The organism is Flavobacterium psychrolimnae (assembly GCF_003312425.1).
GTDB lineage: Bacteria > Bacteroidota > Bacteroidia > Flavobacteriales > Flavobacteriaceae > Flavobacterium > Flavobacterium psychrolimnae.
Genome location: NZ_QNUX01000003.1, coordinates 193071 through 212304 on the forward strand (window position 1 = coordinate 193071; position 19234 = coordinate 212304).

A 19234-nucleotide genomic window follows, 5' to 3' on the forward strand; every position below is an offset into this window, starting at 1 on the left:
AAATACATCATAAAAGCTCCAATTGCAATTGGGGCTTTTTTTGTGACTTCTTGCAATTGAACCACTAGCGGGCTTCCTATTAATCCAATTCTGTTCTTGGTTTGCCTTTAAAATTTTGATTACTTTTGCAAAAAAAATCTTGATCACAGCCTCCGATATATTTGCTATTTCCAGTCAAAAACACTTTGAAAAAATTGCTTTGAAAGTGTTTCGTTTTCAATACGAAAACAACTTGGTCTACAAGGAATTTTGCGATTTTTTAAAAACAGATCCTCACAAAGTAAAATCGCTACAACAGATTCCGTTTTTACCCATTCAGTTTTTTAAGAGTCATCAGGTGGTTTCGAATACTAATCCCATTCAGGAAACTTTCACCAGCAGCGGTACAACCGGAATGATAACCAGCAAACATCTGGTTACCGATGTTACTTTATATGAAGAAAGCTACCGAAAAGGATTTTCTGAATTTTATGGCAATATCGAAGATTATGTTGTTTTAGCTTTACTTCCCTCCTATCTGGAAAGAGAAGGCTCTTCCTTAATTTACATGGTCAAGGATTTAATTGAACTTTCCAATCATCCCGAAAGTGGTTTTTACCTACACAATCACGACGAACTGATTGCCAAGCTTATTGCTTTAGATGAAGCGGGTCAGAATGTCATTTTGATTGGTGTAACTTTTGCTTTATTGGACTTAATTGAAAAACACCAGTTTCAATTGCAGCATACCATTATTATGGAAACGGGCGGCATGAAAGGCAAACGCAAAGAAATGATTCGGGAAGAATTACACGAACAATTGTGTAAAGGTTTTGGCGTTTCGGCCATACATTCTGAATACGGAATGACTGAATTGCTTTCGCAAGCGTATTCTTTAGGAAACGGCGTATTTGAATGCCCATCTTGGATACAAATCCTCGTTCGCGACACCGAAGATGCTTTAACCTATATTCAAGACGGAAAAACGGGCGGAATCAACGTAATCGATTTGGCCAATATCAATTCCTGTTCGTTTATTGCCACGCAAGATTTGGGCAAAAAAAATCCCAACAACTCTTTCGAGGTATTGGGACGTTTTGATAATTCTGATATTAGAGGTTGTAATTTGATGGTTCTTTAAACCACTCTCACCACAAAATAGTTTTTCTTTCCGCTTTGTAACAGTACAAACTGATTGTTGATTAAATCTTTGTTCGAAAGCACAAAATCTTCGGCCACTTTTTCTTTATTAACTGAAATAGAATTAGCCGTCAAAGCACGTCTTGCTTCACCATTTGATTTCAGAAATCCAGTTTTTTCGTTTAGAACGTCAACAATATTGATTCCCGCTTCGATTTCATTTCTGCTGATTTCCGCTTGAGGAACGCCATCAAAAACATCTAAAAAAGTCGCTTCGTCCAATTGTTTCAAATCATCTGAAGTTGAATTTCCGAACAAAATATTCGATGCTTTTATCGCATTTTCTAAATCTTCAGCTGAATGTACCATTACCGTAGTTTCTTCGGCTAAACGTTTTTGCAATAAACGTAAATGTGGTGCTTCTCTATGTTTTTCAGTTAAAACTTCGATTTCTTCTTTGGATAAAAAAGTAAAAATCTTAATATATTTTTCCGCATCGACATCCGAAGTGTTCAACCAATATTGGTAAAATTTATATGGAGAAGTTCTGGCTGAATCCAACCAAATATTTCCGCCCTCTGATTTTCCAAATTTGGTTCCATCCGCTTTTGTAATCAACGGACAAGTCAACGCATATGCTTTTCCACTGGCAATTCTACGCACTAATTCGGTTCCGGTGGTGATATTTCCCCATTGGTCACTTCCACCCATTTGCAACGTACAATTCTTTTCTCTGTACAAATGCAAAAAGTCATATCCTTGAACCAATTGGTAGGTGAACTCTGTAAATGACATTCCTTCGGCAGCTTCAGAAGACAAACGTTTCTTCACAGAATCTTTCGCCATCATATAATTTACCGTGATATGTTTTCCTACATCACGAATAAAATCCAGAAAAGAAAAGTTCTTCATCCAGTCGTAATTATTCACTAATTCTGCTGCATTATCCGAATTAGAAGTAAAATCCAGGAAACGAGCCAATTGTCCTTTTATAGCTTCTTGATTGTGACGCAAAGTCGCTTCGTCTAATAAATTTCTTTCATTCGATTTTCCTGACGGATCACCAATCATTCCTGTTGCACCACCCACTAACGCTAATGGCTTGTGTCCCGCTAGCTGAAAATGTTTCAACAACATCACGCCAACTAAGTGTCCTATATGCAATGAATCGGCAGTTGGGTCAATTCCCACATACGCCACACGCATTTGTTCCATCAAATGTTCTTCTGTGCCGGGCATAACATCGTGGAGCATTCCTCTCCAAGTTACTTCTTCAATAAAATTCTTCATCTTTTTAATCAATTTACTTTCGTCAATTCAGCCTTTTAGGCTTCGTGTGCACAAAGATAAAATTTATTGCGGATTAGGTTATTTGTTTAATAGGTTATTCGAAAAAAATTATTCGTATTTTCGTAGCATGATTTTAGTCACAGGAGGAACCGGTTTAGTAGGCGCACATTTATTGCTTCATTTAATTGATAATGGTGAAAAAGTACGCGCCATTTATCGAAATGTAGCTTCGATAGACAAAACCAAGTCGCTGTTCTCCATGTACAAAAAGGAATCATTATTCGAGCAAATCGAATGGATTCAAGCAGACATTACTGAAGTCCCTTCATTAGAAATCGCCTTTCAAAATATTGACACTGTGTATCATTGCGCCGCTTTAATTTCTTTTGATCCAAAGGATGAAGATATATTGCGAAAAACAAATATTGAAGGCACAGCAAATATTGTGAATTTCAGTATCGCCTATCAAATAAAAAAACTGTGTTTTATAAGTTCCATTGCCACTTTGGGCGATTTACTGCCTCATGAAAAATTCATTACCGAAGAAACCGAATGGAATCCGGAAAAGTACCATAATGATTATGCCATTTCTAAATATGGCGCCGAAATGGAAATTTGGCGTGGACAACAAGAAGGTTTAGAGGTAATAATTGTAAATCCGGGCGTTATTCTTGGTCCAGGTTTTAGAGAGCAAGGAAGCGGACAACTTTTTACAAAAGTAAAAAATGGATTAAAATTTTACACGATGGGTTCCACAGGATTTGTTGCTGTTACTGATGTTGTCCGAATGGCGCATCAATTGATGCTAAGCGAAATCAAAAACGAACGCTTTACTTTGATTGCAGAAAACAGTGTTTTTCGTGACATTTTGAATGCTATGGCTGATGCACTCGACGTGAAACGACCTGAAATTCATGCAAAACCTTTTTTTATGGAAATACTCTGGAGATTAGATTGGTTTGTTTCAAATGTTTTTCAGCAAAAGAGAAAATTATCGCAAGCCACTGCAAGAGCTTCCTATTCGGAAAACACCTATTCAAATCAGAAGATTAAAGATTTCTTGAAAACTGATTTTATCGACATTCACCACTACATAAAAGACATTTCGAAATTGTAAAAATCTGCAATTTTTCTATTTCAATTTTGTAGTGTCACCAGCAATTGGCGCAGGTTTTTTATTGTTTTGAAGAACCGGTTTCTTTTTCTTTTTTTCCAAATTCACTAATGAATCGGCGCTTTTTTTACTAGCATCCAATCGCTTTGTAATTTGTTCAAACATCAATTTGTAATCTTCATAATCTGATGCGTAATACACATTACTTTTAGCAAACTGAAGACTGTCAATCTTATATTTTTTTAGAATAAAGTCTCTTGGATTTATTTTAAAAGTATCCAAAGAGACTGGATTTTGATATTTTATTGCTTCCAAAACAGCTAAATCATACATCACATCAAGCATCACGTCTTTCTCGATAAGACGTTCCGGTTTTTGTACTACTTCCTCTTTACAACTTACAAAGACCGCCAATACTGCTAAAATTAGTATGATTTTTTTCATCTGATAAATTTTATCTTTCGAATAATAAACGTTTTCCTGCACGAATATCTTTCACTTTAAAAGCGGTGTACACTAATTGTCCGTTGACAAAAGTATGGGTAATTCTGGATTTGAAAGTAAAGCCCTCAAATGGAGACCAACCACATTTAGCCAAAATATTTTCTTTTTTTACGCTCCAAGGCAAACCTGCATTTACAATAACTAAATCCGCATAATAGCCTTCTTTGATAAAACCACGCTTTTCTATTTTGAAAATTTTAGCCGGATTGTGGCACATCTTTTCAACAATTTTCTCCACGCTAATTTTTCCTTGATGGTGCGCTTCAAACATTGCTACAACAGCATGTTGAACGAGTGGACCACCGGAAGGCGCATTCAAATAGGATTGTTTTTTCTCTTCTAAAGTGTGTGGCGCGTGATCTGTAGCAATCACATCAATACGGTCATCCAGCAAAGCTTCCCAAAGCACTTTTCTATCATTTGCCGTTTTTACCGCAGGATTCCATTTAATCAGATTGCCCTTTGTGGCATAATCATCATTGGTAAACCATAAATGATGCACGCAAACTTCGGCAGTGATTTTCTTTTCTTCCAAAGGGATTTTGTTGGTAAACAAATCCATTTCTTTGGCGGTCGAAAGGTGAAAAATATGCAAGCGAGCACCAGTTCTCTTAGCTAAAGCAACGGCTTTGGAAGACGAAATATAACACGCTTCCTCGCTTCGGATCAGGTGATGCACCGTAACGGGAACATCCTCTCCGTACTCTTCTTTGTATTTCGCTAAATTGTTTTGTATTGTAGTTTCATCCTCGCAATGCACCGCAATAAGCATGGGTGTACTGGAAAATATTTTTTCTAGTGTTGCTTCATTATCCACCAACATATTTCCGGTTGAGGAACCTAAAAATATTTTGATTCCGGCCACATTCTTCGGATTTGTTTTTAAAACTTCCTCCAAGTTATCATTGGTTGCGCCCATCATAAACGAATAATTCGCGTACGATTTCTGTGCAGCCAATTCATATTTTTGCTCTAATATTTCTTGGGTAACCGCATTTGGAACCGTGTTAGGTTGTTCGATATACGAAGTGATTCCGCCTGCAACTGCAGCTCTGGATTCGGATTCAATATCCCCTTTATGCGTAAGTCCCGGCTCTCTAAAATGCACCTGATCATCAATAGCTCCAGGAATCAGATAATTCCCTTCGGCATCAATAATTTTACAATCTGAGAATTTGGCACTGATACTTTCTGAAATTTCAACAATTAAGTCATTCTCAATTAATACATCGCCTTCAAAAATCACCCCTTCATTTACTATTTTGGCATTCTTAATTAAAACCCTGTTCATCGTATCTTTTTCTTATAATGTGTTGAATAATCTTTTTAATCTAAGCGCAATAACTCCAAAAACGGCTTCAACAATTATTGAATTACTCATCTTGGATTGCCCTTTTGTCCGGTCGGTAAAAATAATTGGAACCTCCGTAATTTGAAACTTTTTACAATAAGTTCTGTATTTCATTTCAATTTGGAAAGCGTAACCAACGAATTTTATTTTATCTAAATTGATCTCTTCTAAAACTTTTCTCTTGTAACAAACGAATCCCGCTGTGGCATCATGAATTTTCATTCCTGTAATCATTCGCACATAAACCGATGCAAAATACGACATCAATACGCGGCTCAACGGCCAGTTTACCACATTTACACCAGTGACATAACGGGAGCCAATCGCTAAATCAGCATCACCAAAATGACAGGCGGTGTATAATTTTTCTAAATCGTTGGGGTTATGGGAAAAATCAGCATCCATTTCAAAAATGAAATCATATTTATGTTGCAACGCCCATCTGAATCCATGAACGTAAGCTGTTCCTAAACCTGATTTTTTTTCTCTTTTTTCCAAAAACAAACGTCCTGCAAATTCTTTCTGAAGTAAAACAACCTTATCAGCAGTGTGATCTGGCGAATTATCATCAATAATCAGAACATGAAAGGGTTTGTGTTGCGAAAGCACCGATCGAATAATGCTTTCAATATTTTCAATTTCGTTATAGGTAGGAATTATAACAATACAATCATTCATATTTCGACTAATTTCCCCGCAAAAGTAAACTTTTTATGCCATTTCAGCCTTAATAAAATTATAATAAAAAGAATGATAGAAAAATTAGTAATTTTGTAGCGTTATGATCGAAACTATACTTCATCCAAGAATAACTGAGAACAAAGACTGGGCAACCGTGCTTTTCGTTCTGTCATTTGCTATTATTGCGATTACTAAATCTGTTTTCGAAAATCGATTTGGTGATTTTGCAAACCTGATTTTTTCTAATAAATACACCAAAGTATACAGAGACAGCAGTCATCTAAAAAGTGGATTTACCGTCGCTTTATTTTTTGTCCAAGTGATTTCTCTTGCGTTTTTTATTCAAATTTCGCTGAGTTATTTTGGCAGTGCCTCAAAAACTGATTGGTTGCTTTACATCCAGATATTTACGTTTCTTGTTTTCTTCATTTTATCGAAATATTTGATTGAAAAAATAATTGCCACTTCCTTCAATATTGAAGAATTTATGGAGCAGTTTAACCTTCAAAAGGTAACGTATAGAACTTATATTGGACTAATCATACTGCCGTTGAATATTATTTTGTTTTATTACGACTCCTTTTCAAGAAATATTCCGTTAGTAATTATCGCTATAATCATAGTAATCAACATATTAACATATTTGATTTCAATAAAAAATTATCAAAATTTAATATTCGGTAAGTTGTTTTATTTTATTTTATATCTTTGCGCTCTTGAAATAGCACCCTATTATTTTATGTATTATTGGTTTACCAAAGGGAGTGCTTAGAAAACGTTAAATATGAAAGTGAAAACAATTTTGGTGTCACAGCCTGAGCCTAAAGTGGAGAATTCCCCTTACTTTGAACTTCAACAAAAGCATAAAGTAAAAATTGATTTCAGACCTTTTATTCACGTAGAAGGAGTTAATGCAAAAGAGATTAGACTTCAAAAAATCGATCTTAACCATTACACCGCGATTATTTTAACGAGTAAAAATGCTGTCGATCACTTTTTTAGAGTGGCTGATGAAATGCGATACAAAGTTCCTGAAGGATTAAAATACTTCTGCCAATCAGAAGCTATTGCTTTTTACCTGCAAAAATACGTTGTATACAGAAAACGTAAAATTTACGTTGGACCAAAAGATTTTGCTGATTTATCTCCGCTGATAAAAAAATACAAAGACGAAAAATTCTTATTACCTGCTTCAGATCAATTGAATGCCGATGCGCCAATAACGCTCAACGCACTAAAAGTAGATTGGACTCCGGCTGTTTTTTACAGAACCGTAATGAGTGATTTATCAGATTTAGCCGATGTATATTACGATGTTTTGGCTTTCTTTAGCCCAACCGGAATAAAATCATTGTTCAAAAACTTTCCGGACTTCGAACAAAACAACACTCGAATTGCCGTTTTTGGAAGTACAACTCAAAAAGAAGCTTTGGATCACGGTTTAAGAGTGGATATTCTTGCACCAACACCAGCAACACCTTCGATGACAATGGCTTTGGAAAAATACATTATTGAAGCCAATAAAGGAAAATAAAAAAATTACTTTTCAGATACAATTAAAGCCATTCGCAATCCGAATGGCTTTTTTTTTATGGGCTACATGTAAAAATTGCGTTGTGGTTCTTTATCTTGTAGCAATGATAATTATAAATTAGTCCTGCTGTCAGTTCGAGCGCAGTCGAGAATAATTTTAGCATCTCGACTGCGCTCGATGTGACAAAAAACTTGCAACTAAACGTAGTACATATTAAATTTAATCGTTTTTATCGTAAATTTGATTTCCAATTCAAACTAAATTTAATATTTTAGTTTAAAATAATAACTCATGAAAATCAATTCCCTAGTAGTAGAAATTGACGGTATCGATAAAGAGATTTTACGCGACCTGATGGAAGATGCCCGAAAACCAATTCTTCAAATCGCCAATAAAATAGGGATTTCAGGAGCGGCAATTCATCAACGGTTGCGAAAACTGGAGCAGTCCGGCGTTATTTCGGGATCAAAATTCACGGTAAATAATAAAATTCTGGGCTATAACACAATGGCTTTTGTTGGGATTTATTTGGACAAAGCCGCCCGAAATCCAGAAGCAGTTCGTGATTTAAAGAAAATCCCCGAAGTTTTGGAATGCCATTACACTACGGGTAACTGGTCGATTTTGATAAAAATTATTTGTCGCGATAATGAACATTTAATGCAGTTGCTCAACACCAAAATCCAAGCGATAGAAGGTGTTTCCAGAACAGAAACCTTCATTTCCTTAGACCAACAAATCGACAGACAGATTCAACTTTAGATTTTTAGATAATTGGATTTTTAGATTGTTAGATGATCATAAACACAAATAAAAAGCCGTTTGCTTACAAACAAACGGCTTTTCTAATTATCTAAGCAGTCTAATCTCTTCTGCTTCCTCCCATATAAATGGAAACGTAATATAATAACGTTGCGATAGATCCCAAAGCAGCTACCACATACGTTCTGGCAGCCCATTTAAGCGAATCTTTCGCTCCTGCCTGTTCTTGTTGCGTCAGCATTCTTTTATTTTCTAACCAAGCCAATGCACGATTACTCGCGTCATACTCGACCGGTAATGTAACTATCGAAAACAAAGTGGTTGCTGCAAAAATGATGATTCCAATCAACAATAATGATGGGAAAGTCTTCATCATCAAGATTCCGGCTAGCAAAATCCATTGCATATACGTTGATGCCACATTTACAACCGGCACTAATTTAGAACGCATCGTCAGCCATTGATATCCCACAGCGTGTTGCACGGCGTGACCACATTCGTGCGCCGCAACAGCAGCCGCAGCAGCATTGCGCTGGTTGTAAACCGCCTCACTTAAATTCACGGTTTTATCTGCTGGATTATAATGATCCGTCAAACGTCCCGGTGTAGAAATCACTCTTACATCGCGAATTCCGTTATCGGCAAGCATTTTTTCGGCGATTTCTGCGCCTGACATTCCGTTTTGTAATTGTAATTTAGAATAATGTTCAAATTTGCTTTTTAGTCTTGAACTAACTAACCAGCTGAAAAGCATAATTGCTCCGGCAAGAATCAAATAACCCATTCCCATGTTTTTATTTTTTAGATTTTCATTAAATTTAATAAAGAATCATCAAAATCTGAACCAATTTTTTACAATGTCAATTTGGCATTCTTGAAATGGAACACGGATTACGCCGATTAAACTGATTGGCACGGATTTTAATAAATTTTTAAAAAAAATCCAAATCCCAAAAATGATTTTGGAATTTGGATTTTAATATATTTTGTAGAGACGCACTGCAGTGCGTCTCTATAATATGACGTTTTGTATTTACCCCACCAAATTGATAATTTTTCCAGGAACAATAATCACTTTATTTGGCGTTCTTCCTTCTAATTGTTTGATGGTTCTTTCGTCTTTCATTACGATTTCCTCGATTTGTTCTTTGGTTAAATCCAAAGGTAAAACCATGGTGAAACGCATTTTTCCATTGAAAGAAACCGGATATTCTTTGCTGCTTTCTACCAAATGCTGTGCGTCGAATATTGGGAAATCAACCGTTGCAATAGAACCTGCATTTCCTAACAACGACCATAATTCTTCTGCGATGTGTGGTGCATACGGCGAAATCACAATGGCTAATGGCTCCAAGATTGCACGTGAATGACAGTTTTGAGTGGACAATTCATTTACACAAATCATAAACTGAGAAACCGAAGTGTTGAAAGAGAAACCTTCAATATCTTCCGCTACTTTTTTAATCGTTTTGTGTAATGATTTTAAGTTGTCTTTGGTTGGTGCGTCATTGGTAACAATCAAACCATTTTCATCAAAATACAAACGACACAATTTTTTCAAGAAACCAAAAACTCCAGAAATTCCTGCTGTGTTCCAAGGTTTTGCTTGTTCCAATGGTCCTAAGAACATTTCATACAAACGCAACGTATCCGCTCCATATTCATTACAAATATCATCTGGAGTTACCACATTATATTTGGATTTCGACATTTTTTCGATTTCGCGAGAAACAAAAAATTTGTCGTTTTTCATCAAAAATTTAGCCTCTTTATATTGAAAATCTGATTTTTTTAAATTTTCAAAATCTAATTCATCATTTCCACTGACAAAACTAACTGGAACATGTAATCTATAAAACTTAACCCCATTCAATGGACTTAATTTAATCTCATACTTTTTATCAAAACCATTCTCATTCAATTCTTTATAAACACTATCTAAAAAATGATGAAGGAGTTTATGATGCATTTCCATAAAGTCTTTATCTTTTTCATTTTCAGAAGTTAGATTGAAATATTCAATAACATCAGTAGACAAATAAGTATCATTAATAACTTCAACTTTCTCTACTATTTGATTAAATTTTTCAAAGTCTTCATCACCTGCTGCTAATTGAGTATTTATTTGATGAGCTAAAGTTCTTTTTTCTCCTTCTTGTAGTTCTTGTGGCTTTTTAAAAGCAATAATTTTAAATCCTATCTTAGAAACAAACGCACTCATTCCCAAAATCATTCCCTGATTGATCAGTTTTTTGAATGGTTCTTCGGTTGGCGCAAAACCTTTGTCTTTTAGGAATTTGTTCCAAAAACGAGAATACAATAAATGTCCGGTTGCGTGTTCGCTTCCGCCAATGTATAAATCCACACTTTCCCAATACGCCAATGCGTCTTTGCTTGCAAATTCATTTTCATTGTGCGCATCCATATAACGCATCCAATACCAAGAACTTCCTGCCCAACCTGGCATCGTGTTCAATTCTAAAGGAAATATTGTTTTGTTGTCGACTAAATCCGTATTAACTACTTCATTCGTTTCGGTATTCCAAGCCCAAACCGTAGCGTTTCCTAAAGGCGGCAAACCGTCCTCGGTTGGTAAATATTTCTCTACTTCCGGCAAAATAATTGGCAAATATTGGGCATCAATCATTTGCGGCAAGCCATTCACATAATATACAGGAAACGGCTCTCCCCAATAACGCTGGCGAGAGAAAACGGCATCACGCAAACGGTAATTCGTTTTTCCTTTTCCTTGATTTAATTTCTCTAATTCGGCAATTACTTTTTGAGTTCCTTTTTTATAATCTAATCCATTTAGAAAATCAGAATCTACCAATTGAAAACCTTCTTTGGCTCCAAAAGCAGCTTCAGATATGTCTTTGTCAAAAATATTCTTGATTTCCTGCATTCCATTTTGACCTTTGAAGAAATTCGCAAAAGCATAATCTCTTTCATCGCCACAAGGAACCGCCATAACCGCGCCTGTTCCGTAACCTGCCAAAACATAATCGCCAATCCAAACCGGAATTGGTTCTTTGGTAAACGGATGTTCCGCATACGCACCTGTAAATACTCCAGAAATAGTTTTTACATCGGCCATACGTTCTCTTTCGGAACGTTTTGACGTTTTTTCTATATAGGCATCCACTTCCGCTATTTGTTCTGCAGTTGTAATTTGAGAAACTAATTCGTGTTCCGGAGCCAATGTCATGAACGTAACTCCAAAAATAGTATCGGGACGCGTTGTGAAAACCGCAATTTTAGCTTCTGAATTCTGAACATTGAATTCCACAGTAGCACCAACCGATTTTCCAATCCAGTTTCTTTGGCTTTCCTTGATGCTTTCGCTCCAATCAATATCATTTAAACCTTGTAATAAACGTTCTGCATAAGCCGAAATCCTCATGCTCCATTGCGTCATTTTTTTACGAACAACCGTAAAGCCACCTCGCTCCGAAACACCATTTACGATTTCATCATTTGCCAAAACCGTTCCTAATCCCGGACACCAGTTCACCTCAGTCTCGGCTAAATAAGTCAATCTGTATTGTAGCAAAATTTTCTCCTGCTGTTCTTTTGCGAAAGCGTTCCATTCATTTGCCGAAAAAGCTTCTATATTTTCATCGCAAACCGCATTGACATTTGCATTTCCTTCTATTACAAAAATGGAAACCAAAGTCGAGATATCTTCGGCTTTATCGCTGTTTTTATTGTACCAAGAATTGAATAATTGGATAAAAATCCATTGTGTATGCTTATAATAATCCGGATTTGAAGTGCGCACTTCTCTGCTCCAATCGAACGAAAATCCAATTTTGTCCAATTGCTTTCTATATCCCGCAATTTTATTTCCTTCTTTATCTGTTCCACCGTCAATATTTACCGAAGTCGTATCTTCTGGACGCTGACCCGTTTGTATCGCATATTGCTCCGCTGGCAATCCGAAACTGTCGTAGCCCATGGGGTGCAACACATTAAAACCTTGGTGTCTTTTGTATCTGGAATACACATCAGAGGCGATATATCCCAGTGGATGCCCTACGTGTAATCCCGCTCCAGATGGATAAGGAAACATATCAAGTACGTAATATTTAGGTTTTTCTGAATTGTTTTCGGCTTTAAATGTTTGGTTTTCTAACCAATATTTTTGCCACTTGGCTTCAATTTCGTTTGGATTGTATTTCATAGTATAAGCTTCAGAGAAACTGGCTAAGTCAGTTCCTTTCATTTTTTCTGGCAATGATTATTTTCAGGTGCCAAATTTACGTTTATTGTACGAAAGTTGAAACTTTGAGCGTTATTAACTTTAAATAAAGAAATTCTTTATTATTTTTACCCAATAATTTTAGTAAACTATGAGTTCTTCCTTTGATAATTTTCAAAAACGCCGGTTAATTTCCTCTTATTTTTCAGTAGTGCTAAGTGTATTCTTAGTTTTGTTTCTATTGGGAATATTGGGACTTTTCATTATAAATTCTAAAAAATTAGCCAACGATTTCAAAGAAAATATTGCCATGACGGTTTTTTTTAAGAACGAAGCCAATGACAGTATTGTAAAAGCTTTTGGAACCCAAATAAAAACTAGTCCATTCGTCAAATCATACACTTACGTCACCAAAGAAGCTGCCGCTAAAGAACATACTGATATTATTGGTGAGGATTTTATGGAATTTCTAGGTGAAAATCCATTGCAAAACTCCTACGATATTCACTTGAAAGGAGATTATGTAGTAAAAGACAGCATCACCAAAATTGAAGCTGGCTTGCGCAAAAATACTATGATTTCTGACATTGTTTATGACAAACAATTAGTGAATTTAGTGAACGACAACATCAAAAAAGTGAGTATGTGGATTTTAATAATCAGCGGATTCCTTGCTGTTATTGCCGTATTACTAATCAATAGTTCATTACGTTTATCGATACATTCGAACCGATTTATCATCAAAACCATGCAAATGGTAGGTGCAACAAAAGCCTTTATCAGAAAACCATTTGTAATGCGAAGTATAAAACTGGGAATGATTGGAGCAGTTTTGGCCGTTTTAGCATTAATTGGCGTTTTAATTTATGTTGAAACCAGTTTTCCAAATCTTGGTATTTTAGAGGACAAAGCTATGATTGGCTTGGTGCTATTAGCCGTTTTAGGAATTGGCGTTTTAATTACTTGGTTAAGCACGTACTTTGCCACACAACGTTTCTTGAACTTGAGAACAGACGATCTTTATTAATTTTAATAATGAGGAATAAGATTGCTTCGTTCCTCGCAATGACTTTATGAAAAACAACGAACAGAAACCAGAATTTCTTTTTGATAAAATAAATTACAAAATCTTATTAATTGGGATTGGAGTTATTGCCTTGGGATTTATTCTAATGTCAGGTGGTGGAAGTGACGATCCAAATGTGTTTAGTGAAGACATCTTCAATTTCAGAAGAATTCGATTGGCGCCAACAACCGTTTTAATCGGTTTTGGAATTACTATTTATGCCATTCTTAAGAATCCCAAAAACGCATAAATGAATACATTACAAGCATTTTTAATTGCTGTTATAGAAGGACTAACCGAATATCTTCCTGTTTCCTCGACTGCTCACATGGTTTTTCTAAGTTCTTATTTTGGAATTCAAGAGGATGATTTCGTGAAGCTTTTTCAGGTTTCTATTCAGTTTGGAGCTATTTTGGCGGTTGTCGCTTTATATTGGAAGAAATTTTTCGATTTCTCCAAATTCAACTTTTACATTAAACTGATTTGTGCCGTAATTCCAGCATTGGTTTTAGGAAAATTATTCGACGACAAGATTGAAGCAATTCTTGGAGATCCTATTCCCATTGCGATTGTATTAATTTTAGGTGGCGTAATTTTACTTTTTATCGACAGTCGTTTTCAAAGTCCAACCGTAATCAAAGAAGAAGATATAACGGTAAAGAAAGCCGTAATCATTGGTTTTTGGCAATGTTTAGCAATGATGCCAGGAACAAGTCGTTCTGCTGCCTCAATCATTGGAGGAATGCAACAAGGATTAACGCGTCACGCAGCGGCGGAATTCTCTTTCTTCTTAGCAGTTCCCACCATGATGGCGGTTACCTGTTATTCTGTATTCTTAAAAACCTATGAGACTTCACAAATGAAAGGCTACGAATTGATTTTAAAATCAAACGAAAATATACAATTGTTCTTGATAGGAAACGTGGTTGCTTTTATCGTTGCCATTATAGCAATTAAATTCTTCATTGAAATCATCAAAAAATACGGTTTCAAACCTTGGGGTTGGTACCGAATAATCGTAGGAATCTTTTTATTGATTTACTTTTCATACTTTAAATAAATTCCTTTGAAGACAGCCGAAGATTACCAAAACGGACAAATTTTACTCATTGACAAACCCTTGAATTGGACTTCATTTCAGGCGGTGAATAAATTGAAATGGGCATTAATCACCAAACTGAATCTGCCAAAAAAATTCAAGATTGGTCACGCCGGAACTTTAGATCCTTTGGCAACTGGATTGTTATTAGTTTGTACCGGAAAATTCACCAAAAGAATCACCGAACTTCAGGGTCAAGCCAAAGAATACACCGGAACTTTTTATATTGGAGCCACAACGCCTTCGTATGATTTAGAAACGGAAATCGACCAAACTTTCCCAACGGAACATATTGACGAAGCTTTAATTCATGAAACTGTAAAACAATTTCTAGGCGAAATCGATCAAAAACCACCTATTTATTCGGCAATAAAAAAAGATGGTGTTCGCTTGTATGAGCATGCCAGAGCAGGGGAAACCATTGAAATTGCGACGCGAAAAACAACCATTCACGAATTTGAAATTACCAGAATTGCACTTCCTGAAATTGATTTCAGAGTAGTTTGCAGCAAAGGAACCTATATTCGTTCTCTGGCGTTTGATTTTGGACAAGCGATGAATTCCGGTTCGCATTTAACGGCTTTGCGCCGAACAAAAATTGGTGATTATGACGTTAATGAAGCTATCGTTCTTGAAACATTTGAAGATTCTATTTCTCCAATTGAAAATTAACGTTCCAATCCAAGCATCAAACCAACTAATTCGTTTTGTGTCGTGATTCCTTTGTCATGCAAATACCAAAGCTGCAAATTAGTTTTTAAGGTTTCATCAATAACGCCAAATTCTTTTTTGTAATCAGCAACCAAATCAGCGGCAGCTTTAGGTCTTGGACCCCAATTTCCCAGTACACTTCCCGTTTCCTTATCTACGACAATTAGTATTGGAATCGCTTGCTTTTTATTGGTCAAAAACAACTTCATCAATTCTTCATTTTCATCACGTAACACAATTCTCAAATCAATTTTACCGGATTCCACAGCCATTTTATTGATAATTGGCAATAGTTGCGCAGCATCACCGCACCAACCTTCCGAAATTACTAACCAAATATATTCGCTCTTTAAAGATTGTAATGCAATACTATTTTCCTCAGTGATTTTGATTGTTTTATCCAGACGATTCATTCTGGTTTCATTCAATTCACTATAATGCGTTAAGTCTTCGGATTGTTCGTTCCCAGTCGATTTTTTTTCAAGTAATAAATCTGTTATTAATTTTCTGTATTCTGGATACGAATGGCTATTAAACAATGCTTTGGCTACTGGAATTTTCATAATTAATTATTTGTTTTCACAAAGTTACCACAAAAATGGAGCATAAATATGATATCTATCACTTTCAATTCCGCAAAAAGAGTAATTTTATAACAAATAATAAAGATGGATTTAAAAACAAAATCGATAGGACTGGTTCTTTCCGGTGGCGGATCTAAAGGCTTAGCACATGCGGGCGTTATAAAATTCCTGGAAGAACAGGACATCAAACCGTGTCAAATTGCGGGAACTAGCGCCGGATCAATTGTAGGCGCATTGTATGCTTGGGGAAAAACACCCGAAGAAATTTTGGAATTTTTCAAATCCATTTATCTTTTTCATTGGAAACATCTGACTTTCAAAAAAGCGGGATTAATTGATTCCGAATCCTTCCGCAGTTATTTTCACAGTATTTTTGGCGATGCCGTTTTAAGCGATTTGAAAATTCCAATTCAAATTACAGCAACTGATATGGTTCGGGGAAAATTAAAAATATTTGCCCCCAATACTAAAATCGTTGATGCCATTTTGGCTTCTTCAGCCTTTCCCGGGATTTTGTCACCGTATGAAATAGATGGAAACATTTACAGTGATGGCGGAATATTGAATCATTTTCCAACCGATATTTTACAAGGACAATGCGAAACAGTAATAGGAGTTTATGTAAGTCCGATTCAGAAAATTGAAGCCAAAGATTTGCGTTCTATCAAGGCAGTGACGACACGGGCTTTTGATATTCTTTCGGCAAATTCAAATATGCATAAATTTAATATTTGTGATTGGGTTATAGAACCAAAGGATTTGTGTCTCTTTAGTACCTTTGAAACCAGCAAAGTAAAGATGAATGCAGTTTTTAACATTGGGTATGAAGCCGCTAAAAAATCGTACGAAAAACTTAGTTTATAAAATTTAAGCAACATTATATTAAAAAAAAAAGAATATTCTATATTTGCACCAATCAACTCAACACACACATGAAATACAAAAGAATTCTTCTGAAACTAAGTGGCGAAGCTTTAATGGGCGACTTACAATATGGAATTGACCCAAAAAGACTTGCTGAATATGCCGATGAAATCAAGCAAATTCATGATAAAGGAGTAGAAATAGCCATTGTAATAGGTGGTGGAAATATTTTTAGAGGAGTTGCTGGAGCGAGCGCAGGAATGGACAGAGTTCAAGGAGATTATATGGGAATGCTGGCCACGGTGATTAACGGAATGGCATTACAAGGTGCACTTGAAGAAAAAGGTATGAAAACCCGCTTGCAAACGGCGTTGAAAATGGAATCCATAGCAGAACCTTATATTAAAAGAAGAGCAGATCGTCACCTTGAGAAAGGAAGAATTGTAATCTTTGGAGCTGGAACCGGAAATCCATATTTCACAACGGATACTGCAGCAGTTTTACGTGGTATTGAAATAAATGCCAATGTGATTCTTAAAGGAACTCGTGTAGATGGTGTATATGATTGTGATCCGGAAAAAAATGCATCGGCCGTGAAATTCGATTTTATTTCCTTTGAAGATGTCCTTAAAAAAGGATTGAATGTAATGGATACGACTGCATTTACATTAAGCCAGGAAAATAAATTACCAATCGTTGTTTTCGATATGAATAAAGTAGGAAACTTATTGAAAATCTGCGAAGGAGAAAATATAGGAACTGTAGTAAATATATAATAGACTATTAGATTACTTAGATTGTTAGATAGATACACACGATGATTAGTAAAACTAAAAATCTAAAAAATCTAAAAACGTAATAAATCTAAGAAGTCTAAAAATCTAAAAATCTAAATTATGACTGAAGAAATTGAATTTATATTAGATAGTACCAAAGAATCCATGACGGGTTCTATTGCGCATTTAGAAAAAGAATTTTTGAATATTCGTGCAGGAAAAGCTTCTCCGGCCATGCTGGGAAGTGTATTTGTAGATTATTACGGATCTGCAACGCCACTTTCTCAAGTATCAAAAATCAGTGTTCCGGATGCAAGAACTATTACATTGCAACCTTTTGAAAAAAATATGCTACAAGTAATTGAAAAAGCAATCATGGTGGCAAATATTGGTTTTAATCCAATGAACAACGGTGATGTAATTATTATTAGTGTTCCAGCATTGACAGAGGAAAGAAGACGCGATCTTGCAAAACAAGCCAAAGTTGAAGCCGAAGACGCTAAAGTAGGTATCAGAAATGCAAGAAAAGATGCGAATACAGATATCAAAAAATTAGAAAAAGAAGGAACTTCCGAAGACATTTGTAAAAGTGCCGAAGAAGAGGTGCAAAACTTAACCAATACGTTTATTCGTAAAATTGATGAACTTTTAGTAGTTAAAGAAGCTGAAATCATGAAGGTGTAAACCTGATTTGTAAATACTTTAAAACCGTCTTGTTATGAAACAAGGCGGTTTTTTTTATGGTTTTTGTCAGGACTTGGTAGCTCGATTTGTTTATTTCTAAACTAATTCTTTTAAAAAAAAGAACTCGCATCAAAAGCAACCTACCGTTTGACAATACTTACTGCTGTTCCTGTTATCATTACTGTGATTAAACCTTCGCCACTTTTAAGTTCAACATCTACTTGAATTCCTACAACTGCATTGGCGTTCATTTTCTCAGCATTTAATTTTAAATTAGCAAATGCCTTTTCTCGTACTTCTGAGATACTTTCACTAATATCATCATAGTATTTTTGCATACTAAAAGTCAATCCCATTTTTTGCATGTTAATTGCAGTTCCTGAAACAATGCCGTTGTACTCTAGTATTTTATAATCTTCGACTGAGTTAGTTGTGGTTAAAATCATAATTTTTATATTGTTATTGATTTAATGGTTATGAGTCAGGGTATTCTAAACATTAACACTAATTTTGCGCGGTTTTTCAAAAATAAAAAAGTGTACCTGAAAAAGGTATCAAATCTCGCTAATGGCTCGAAACAAATTTCAGTCCAATAATAGAACTGATTAATGTGGTGATGAAAAATATTCTCCAGAAATCAGCCGGTTCTTTAAACACAAAAATTCCAACAAGAACCGTTCCCACTGCTCCAATTCCTGTCCAAACAGCGTAAGCCGTTCCTATGGGTAGTGTTTGTGTAGCTTTATAAAGCAACACCATACTTATTGTCAAACAAACCAAAAATCCGCTCAACCATAATGTTGCTGTCATTCCGGTACTTTCTTTGGCTTTGCCTAAACAAGTAGCAAAACCCACTTCAAAAAGGCCTCCGATAATCAATAATAACCAGTTCAT

21 protein-coding genes are annotated in these 19234 nt (G+C 35.6%); 12 read left to right on the top strand and 9 right to left on the bottom strand.

Translation table 11 applies throughout. The annotated features are described in order from the left end of the window. Positions 1-139: 139 nt before the first annotated feature. Positions 140-1120, top strand: a complete 981-nt coding sequence (locus DR980_RS04740; protein WP_167400538.1) for a LuxE/PaaK family acyltransferase — start codon at positions 140-142, stop codon at positions 1118-1120. On the opposite strand, the gene tyrS is transcribed toward DR980_RS04740, so the two are convergent. Continuing rightward, positions 1117-2409 carry a tyrosine--tRNA ligase gene (gene tyrS, locus DR980_RS04745; protein WP_113634105.1) on the bottom strand — a complete coding sequence of 431 codons (1293 nt, stop codon included), beginning with the start codon at positions 2407-2409 and terminating at the stop codon, positions 1117-1119. The genes DR980_RS04740 and tyrS overlap by 4 nt on opposite strands. A gap of 127 nt (positions 2410-2536) precedes the next feature. On the opposite strand from tyrS, the gene DR980_RS04750 reads away from it, so the two are divergent. Next, positions 2537-3526: an NAD-dependent epimerase/dehydratase family protein gene (locus DR980_RS04750; RefSeq protein ID WP_113634106.1), complete on the top strand. Its 990-nt coding sequence runs from the start codon at positions 2537-2539 to the stop codon at positions 3524-3526. Between the two features lie 15 nt (positions 3527-3541). On the opposite strand, the gene DR980_RS04755 is transcribed toward DR980_RS04750, so the two are convergent. The 3 genes from DR980_RS04755 to DR980_RS04765 are packed head-to-tail and all read right to left on the bottom strand — an operon-like array spanning position 3542 to position 6056. Further along, positions 3542-3967, bottom strand: coding sequence for a DUF4296 domain-containing protein (locus DR980_RS04755; protein ID WP_113634223.1), 426 nt, complete (start codon positions 3965-3967; stop codon positions 3542-3544). Positions 3968-3977: 10 nt separating this feature from the next. Further along, on the bottom strand, positions 3978-5318 hold the full coding sequence (locus DR980_RS04760; protein ID WP_113634107.1) for a dihydroorotase: 1341 nt from the start codon (positions 5316-5318) through the stop codon (positions 3978-3980). A gap of 12 nt (positions 5319-5330) precedes the next feature. After that, complete coding sequence (locus tag DR980_RS04765) at positions 5331-6056, bottom strand: polyprenol monophosphomannose synthase (protein ID WP_113634108.1); 726 nt, start codon at positions 6054-6056, stop codon at positions 5331-5333. 103 nt (positions 6057-6159) lie between these two features. Here DR980_RS04765 and DR980_RS04770 point away from each other — a divergent pair, with 103 nt between their 5' ends. The 3 genes from DR980_RS04770 to DR980_RS04780 all read left to right on the top strand — a co-directional run bounded on the left by DR980_RS04770 (position 6160) and on the right by DR980_RS04780 (position 8355). Beyond that, positions 6160-6831, top strand: a complete 672-nt coding sequence (locus tag DR980_RS04770; RefSeq protein WP_113634109.1) for a DUF4271 domain-containing protein — start codon at positions 6160-6162, stop codon at positions 6829-6831. 12 nt (positions 6832-6843) lie between these two features. Continuing rightward, on the top strand, positions 6844-7593 hold the full coding sequence (locus DR980_RS04775) for a uroporphyrinogen-III synthase (protein ID WP_113634110.1): 750 nt from the start codon (positions 6844-6846) through the stop codon (positions 7591-7593). Positions 7594-7884: 291 nt separating this feature from the next. Then, entirely contained in the window at positions 7885-8355 is a 471-nt protein-coding gene (locus DR980_RS04780) for an Lrp/AsnC ligand binding domain-containing protein (protein WP_113634111.1), read from the top strand. Between the two features lie 100 nt (positions 8356-8455). Here DR980_RS04780 and DR980_RS04785 read toward each other — a convergent pair whose 3' ends face one another. Both DR980_RS04785 and DR980_RS04790 read right to left on the bottom strand, forming a co-directional pair. Continuing rightward, a complete protein-coding gene (locus DR980_RS04785; RefSeq protein WP_113634112.1) occupies positions 8456-9145 on the bottom strand; it encodes a zinc metallopeptidase in 690 nt (229 codons plus the stop codon). 243 nt (positions 9146-9388) lie between these two features. Continuing rightward, entirely contained in the window at positions 9389-12538 is a 3150-nt protein-coding gene (locus DR980_RS04790; protein ID WP_113634224.1) for a leucine--tRNA ligase, read from the bottom strand. Positions 12539-12707: 169 nt separating this feature from the next. Here DR980_RS04790 and DR980_RS04795 point away from each other — a divergent pair, with 169 nt between their 5' ends. The 4 genes from DR980_RS04795 to truB are packed head-to-tail and all read left to right on the top strand — an operon-like array spanning position 12708 to position 15393. Then, positions 12708-13583, top strand: coding sequence for a cell division protein FtsX (locus DR980_RS04795; protein WP_113634113.1), 876 nt, complete (start codon positions 12708-12710; stop codon positions 13581-13583). Between the two features lie 46 nt (positions 13584-13629). After that, entirely contained in the window at positions 13630-13872 is a 243-nt protein-coding gene (locus tag DR980_RS04800; protein ID WP_091166136.1) for a DUF3098 domain-containing protein, read from the top strand. Next, positions 13873-14682, top strand: a complete 810-nt coding sequence (locus DR980_RS04805; protein ID WP_113634114.1) for an undecaprenyl-diphosphate phosphatase — start codon at positions 13873-13875, stop codon at positions 14680-14682. A 6-nt stretch (positions 14683-14688) separates the two neighbouring features. Further along, entirely contained in the window at positions 14689-15393 is a 705-nt protein-coding gene (gene truB / locus DR980_RS04810; protein ID WP_113634115.1) for a tRNA pseudouridine(55) synthase TruB, read from the top strand. On the opposite strand, the gene DR980_RS04815 is transcribed toward truB, so the two are convergent. Beyond that, positions 15390-15995, bottom strand: coding sequence for a thioredoxin family protein (locus DR980_RS04815; RefSeq protein ID WP_113634116.1), 606 nt, complete (start codon positions 15993-15995; stop codon positions 15390-15392). The two genes, truB and DR980_RS04815, sit on opposite strands and share 4 nt — an antisense overlap. Before the next feature lie 105 nt (positions 15996-16100). Here DR980_RS04815 and DR980_RS04820 point away from each other — a divergent pair, with 105 nt between their 5' ends. The 3 genes from DR980_RS04820 to frr all read left to right on the top strand — a co-directional run bounded on the left by DR980_RS04820 (position 16101) and on the right by frr (position 18340). Next, positions 16101-16880, top strand: coding sequence for a patatin-like phospholipase family protein (locus tag DR980_RS04820; protein ID WP_113634117.1), 780 nt, complete (start codon positions 16101-16103; stop codon positions 16878-16880). A gap of 68 nt (positions 16881-16948) precedes the next feature. Beyond that, positions 16949-17656 (top strand): UMP kinase, encoded by a 708-nt coding sequence (gene pyrH / locus DR980_RS04825; RefSeq protein WP_113634118.1) that lies wholly within the window; start codon positions 16949-16951, stop codon positions 17654-17656. Positions 17657-17776: 120 nt separating this feature from the next. Further along, positions 17777-18340, top strand: coding sequence for a ribosome recycling factor (gene frr / locus DR980_RS04830; RefSeq protein ID WP_113634119.1), 564 nt, complete (start codon positions 17777-17779; stop codon positions 18338-18340). Between the two features lie 140 nt (positions 18341-18480). Here frr and DR980_RS04835 read toward each other — a convergent pair whose 3' ends face one another. Together DR980_RS04835 and DR980_RS04840 are read right to left on the bottom strand one after the other, a co-directional pair. Continuing rightward, complete coding sequence (locus DR980_RS04835; RefSeq protein ID WP_113634120.1) at positions 18481-18786, bottom strand: heavy metal-binding domain-containing protein; 306 nt, start codon at positions 18784-18786, stop codon at positions 18481-18483. Positions 18787-18904: 118 nt separating this feature from the next. Continuing rightward, positions 18905-19234 (bottom strand): DMT family transporter, encoded by a 330-nt coding sequence (locus DR980_RS04840; RefSeq protein ID WP_113634121.1) that lies wholly within the window; start codon positions 19232-19234, stop codon positions 18905-18907.

Bases quoted from the DNA above. Each gene is read 5' to 3' on its own strand.
- DR980_RS04800 (WP_091166136.1), top strand. From the start codon at position 13,630: ATGAAAAACAACGAACAGAAACCAGAATTTCTTTTTGATAAAATAAAT.
- DR980_RS04765 (WP_113634108.1), bottom strand. From the start codon at position 6,056: ATGAATGATTGTATTGTTATAATTCCTACCTATAACGAAATTGAAAAT.
- tyrS (WP_113634105.1), bottom strand. From the start codon at position 2,409: ATGAAGAATTTTATTGAAGAAGTAACTTGGAGAGGAATGCTCCACGAT.
- DR980_RS04780 (WP_113634111.1), top strand. From the start codon at position 7,885: ATGAAAATCAATTCCCTAGTAGTAGAAATTGACGGTATCGATAAAGAG.
- DR980_RS04770 (WP_113634109.1), top strand. From the start codon at position 6,160: ATGATCGAAACTATACTTCATCCAAGAATAACTGAGAACAAAGACTGG.
- DR980_RS04775 (WP_113634110.1), top strand. From the start codon at position 6,844: ATGAAAGTGAAAACAATTTTGGTGTCACAGCCTGAGCCTAAAGTGGAG.
- DR980_RS04795 (WP_113634113.1), top strand. From the start codon at position 12,708: ATGAGTTCTTCCTTTGATAATTTTCAAAAACGCCGGTTAATTTCCTCT.
- DR980_RS04760 (WP_113634107.1), bottom strand. From the start codon at position 5,318: ATGAACAGGGTTTTAATTAAGAATGCCAAAATAGTAAATGAAGGGGTG.
- DR980_RS04820 (WP_113634117.1), top strand. From the start codon at position 16,101: ATGGATTTAAAAACAAAATCGATAGGACTGGTTCTTTCCGGTGGCGGA.
- DR980_RS04750 (WP_113634106.1), top strand. From the start codon at position 2,537: ATGATTTTAGTCACAGGAGGAACCGGTTTAGTAGGCGCACATTTATTG.
- pyrH (WP_113634118.1), top strand. From the start codon at position 16,949: ATGAAATACAAAAGAATTCTTCTGAAACTAAGTGGCGAAGCTTTAATG.
- DR980_RS04785 (WP_113634112.1), bottom strand. From the start codon at position 9,145: ATGGGAATGGGTTATTTGATTCTTGCCGGAGCAATTATGCTTTTCAGC.
- frr (WP_113634119.1), top strand. From the start codon at position 17,777: ATGACTGAAGAAATTGAATTTATATTAGATAGTACCAAAGAATCCATG.
- DR980_RS04840 (WP_113634121.1), bottom strand. From the start codon at position 19,234: ATGAACTGGTTATTATTGATTATCGGAGGCCTTTTTGAAGTGGGTTTT.
- DR980_RS04815 (WP_113634116.1), bottom strand. From the start codon at position 15,995: ATGAAAATTCCAGTAGCCAAAGCATTGTTTAATAGCCATTCGTATCCA.
- DR980_RS04755 (WP_113634223.1), bottom strand. From the start codon at position 3,967: ATGAAAAAAATCATACTAATTTTAGCAGTATTGGCGGTCTTTGTAAGT.
- DR980_RS04805 (WP_113634114.1), top strand. From the start codon at position 13,873: ATGAATACATTACAAGCATTTTTAATTGCTGTTATAGAAGGACTAACC.
- DR980_RS04835 (WP_113634120.1), bottom strand. From the start codon at position 18,786: ATGATTTTAACCACAACTAACTCAGTCGAAGATTATAAAATACTAGAG.
- DR980_RS04790 (WP_113634224.1), bottom strand. From the start codon at position 12,538: ATGAAATACAATCCAAACGAAATTGAAGCCAAGTGGCAAAAATATTGG.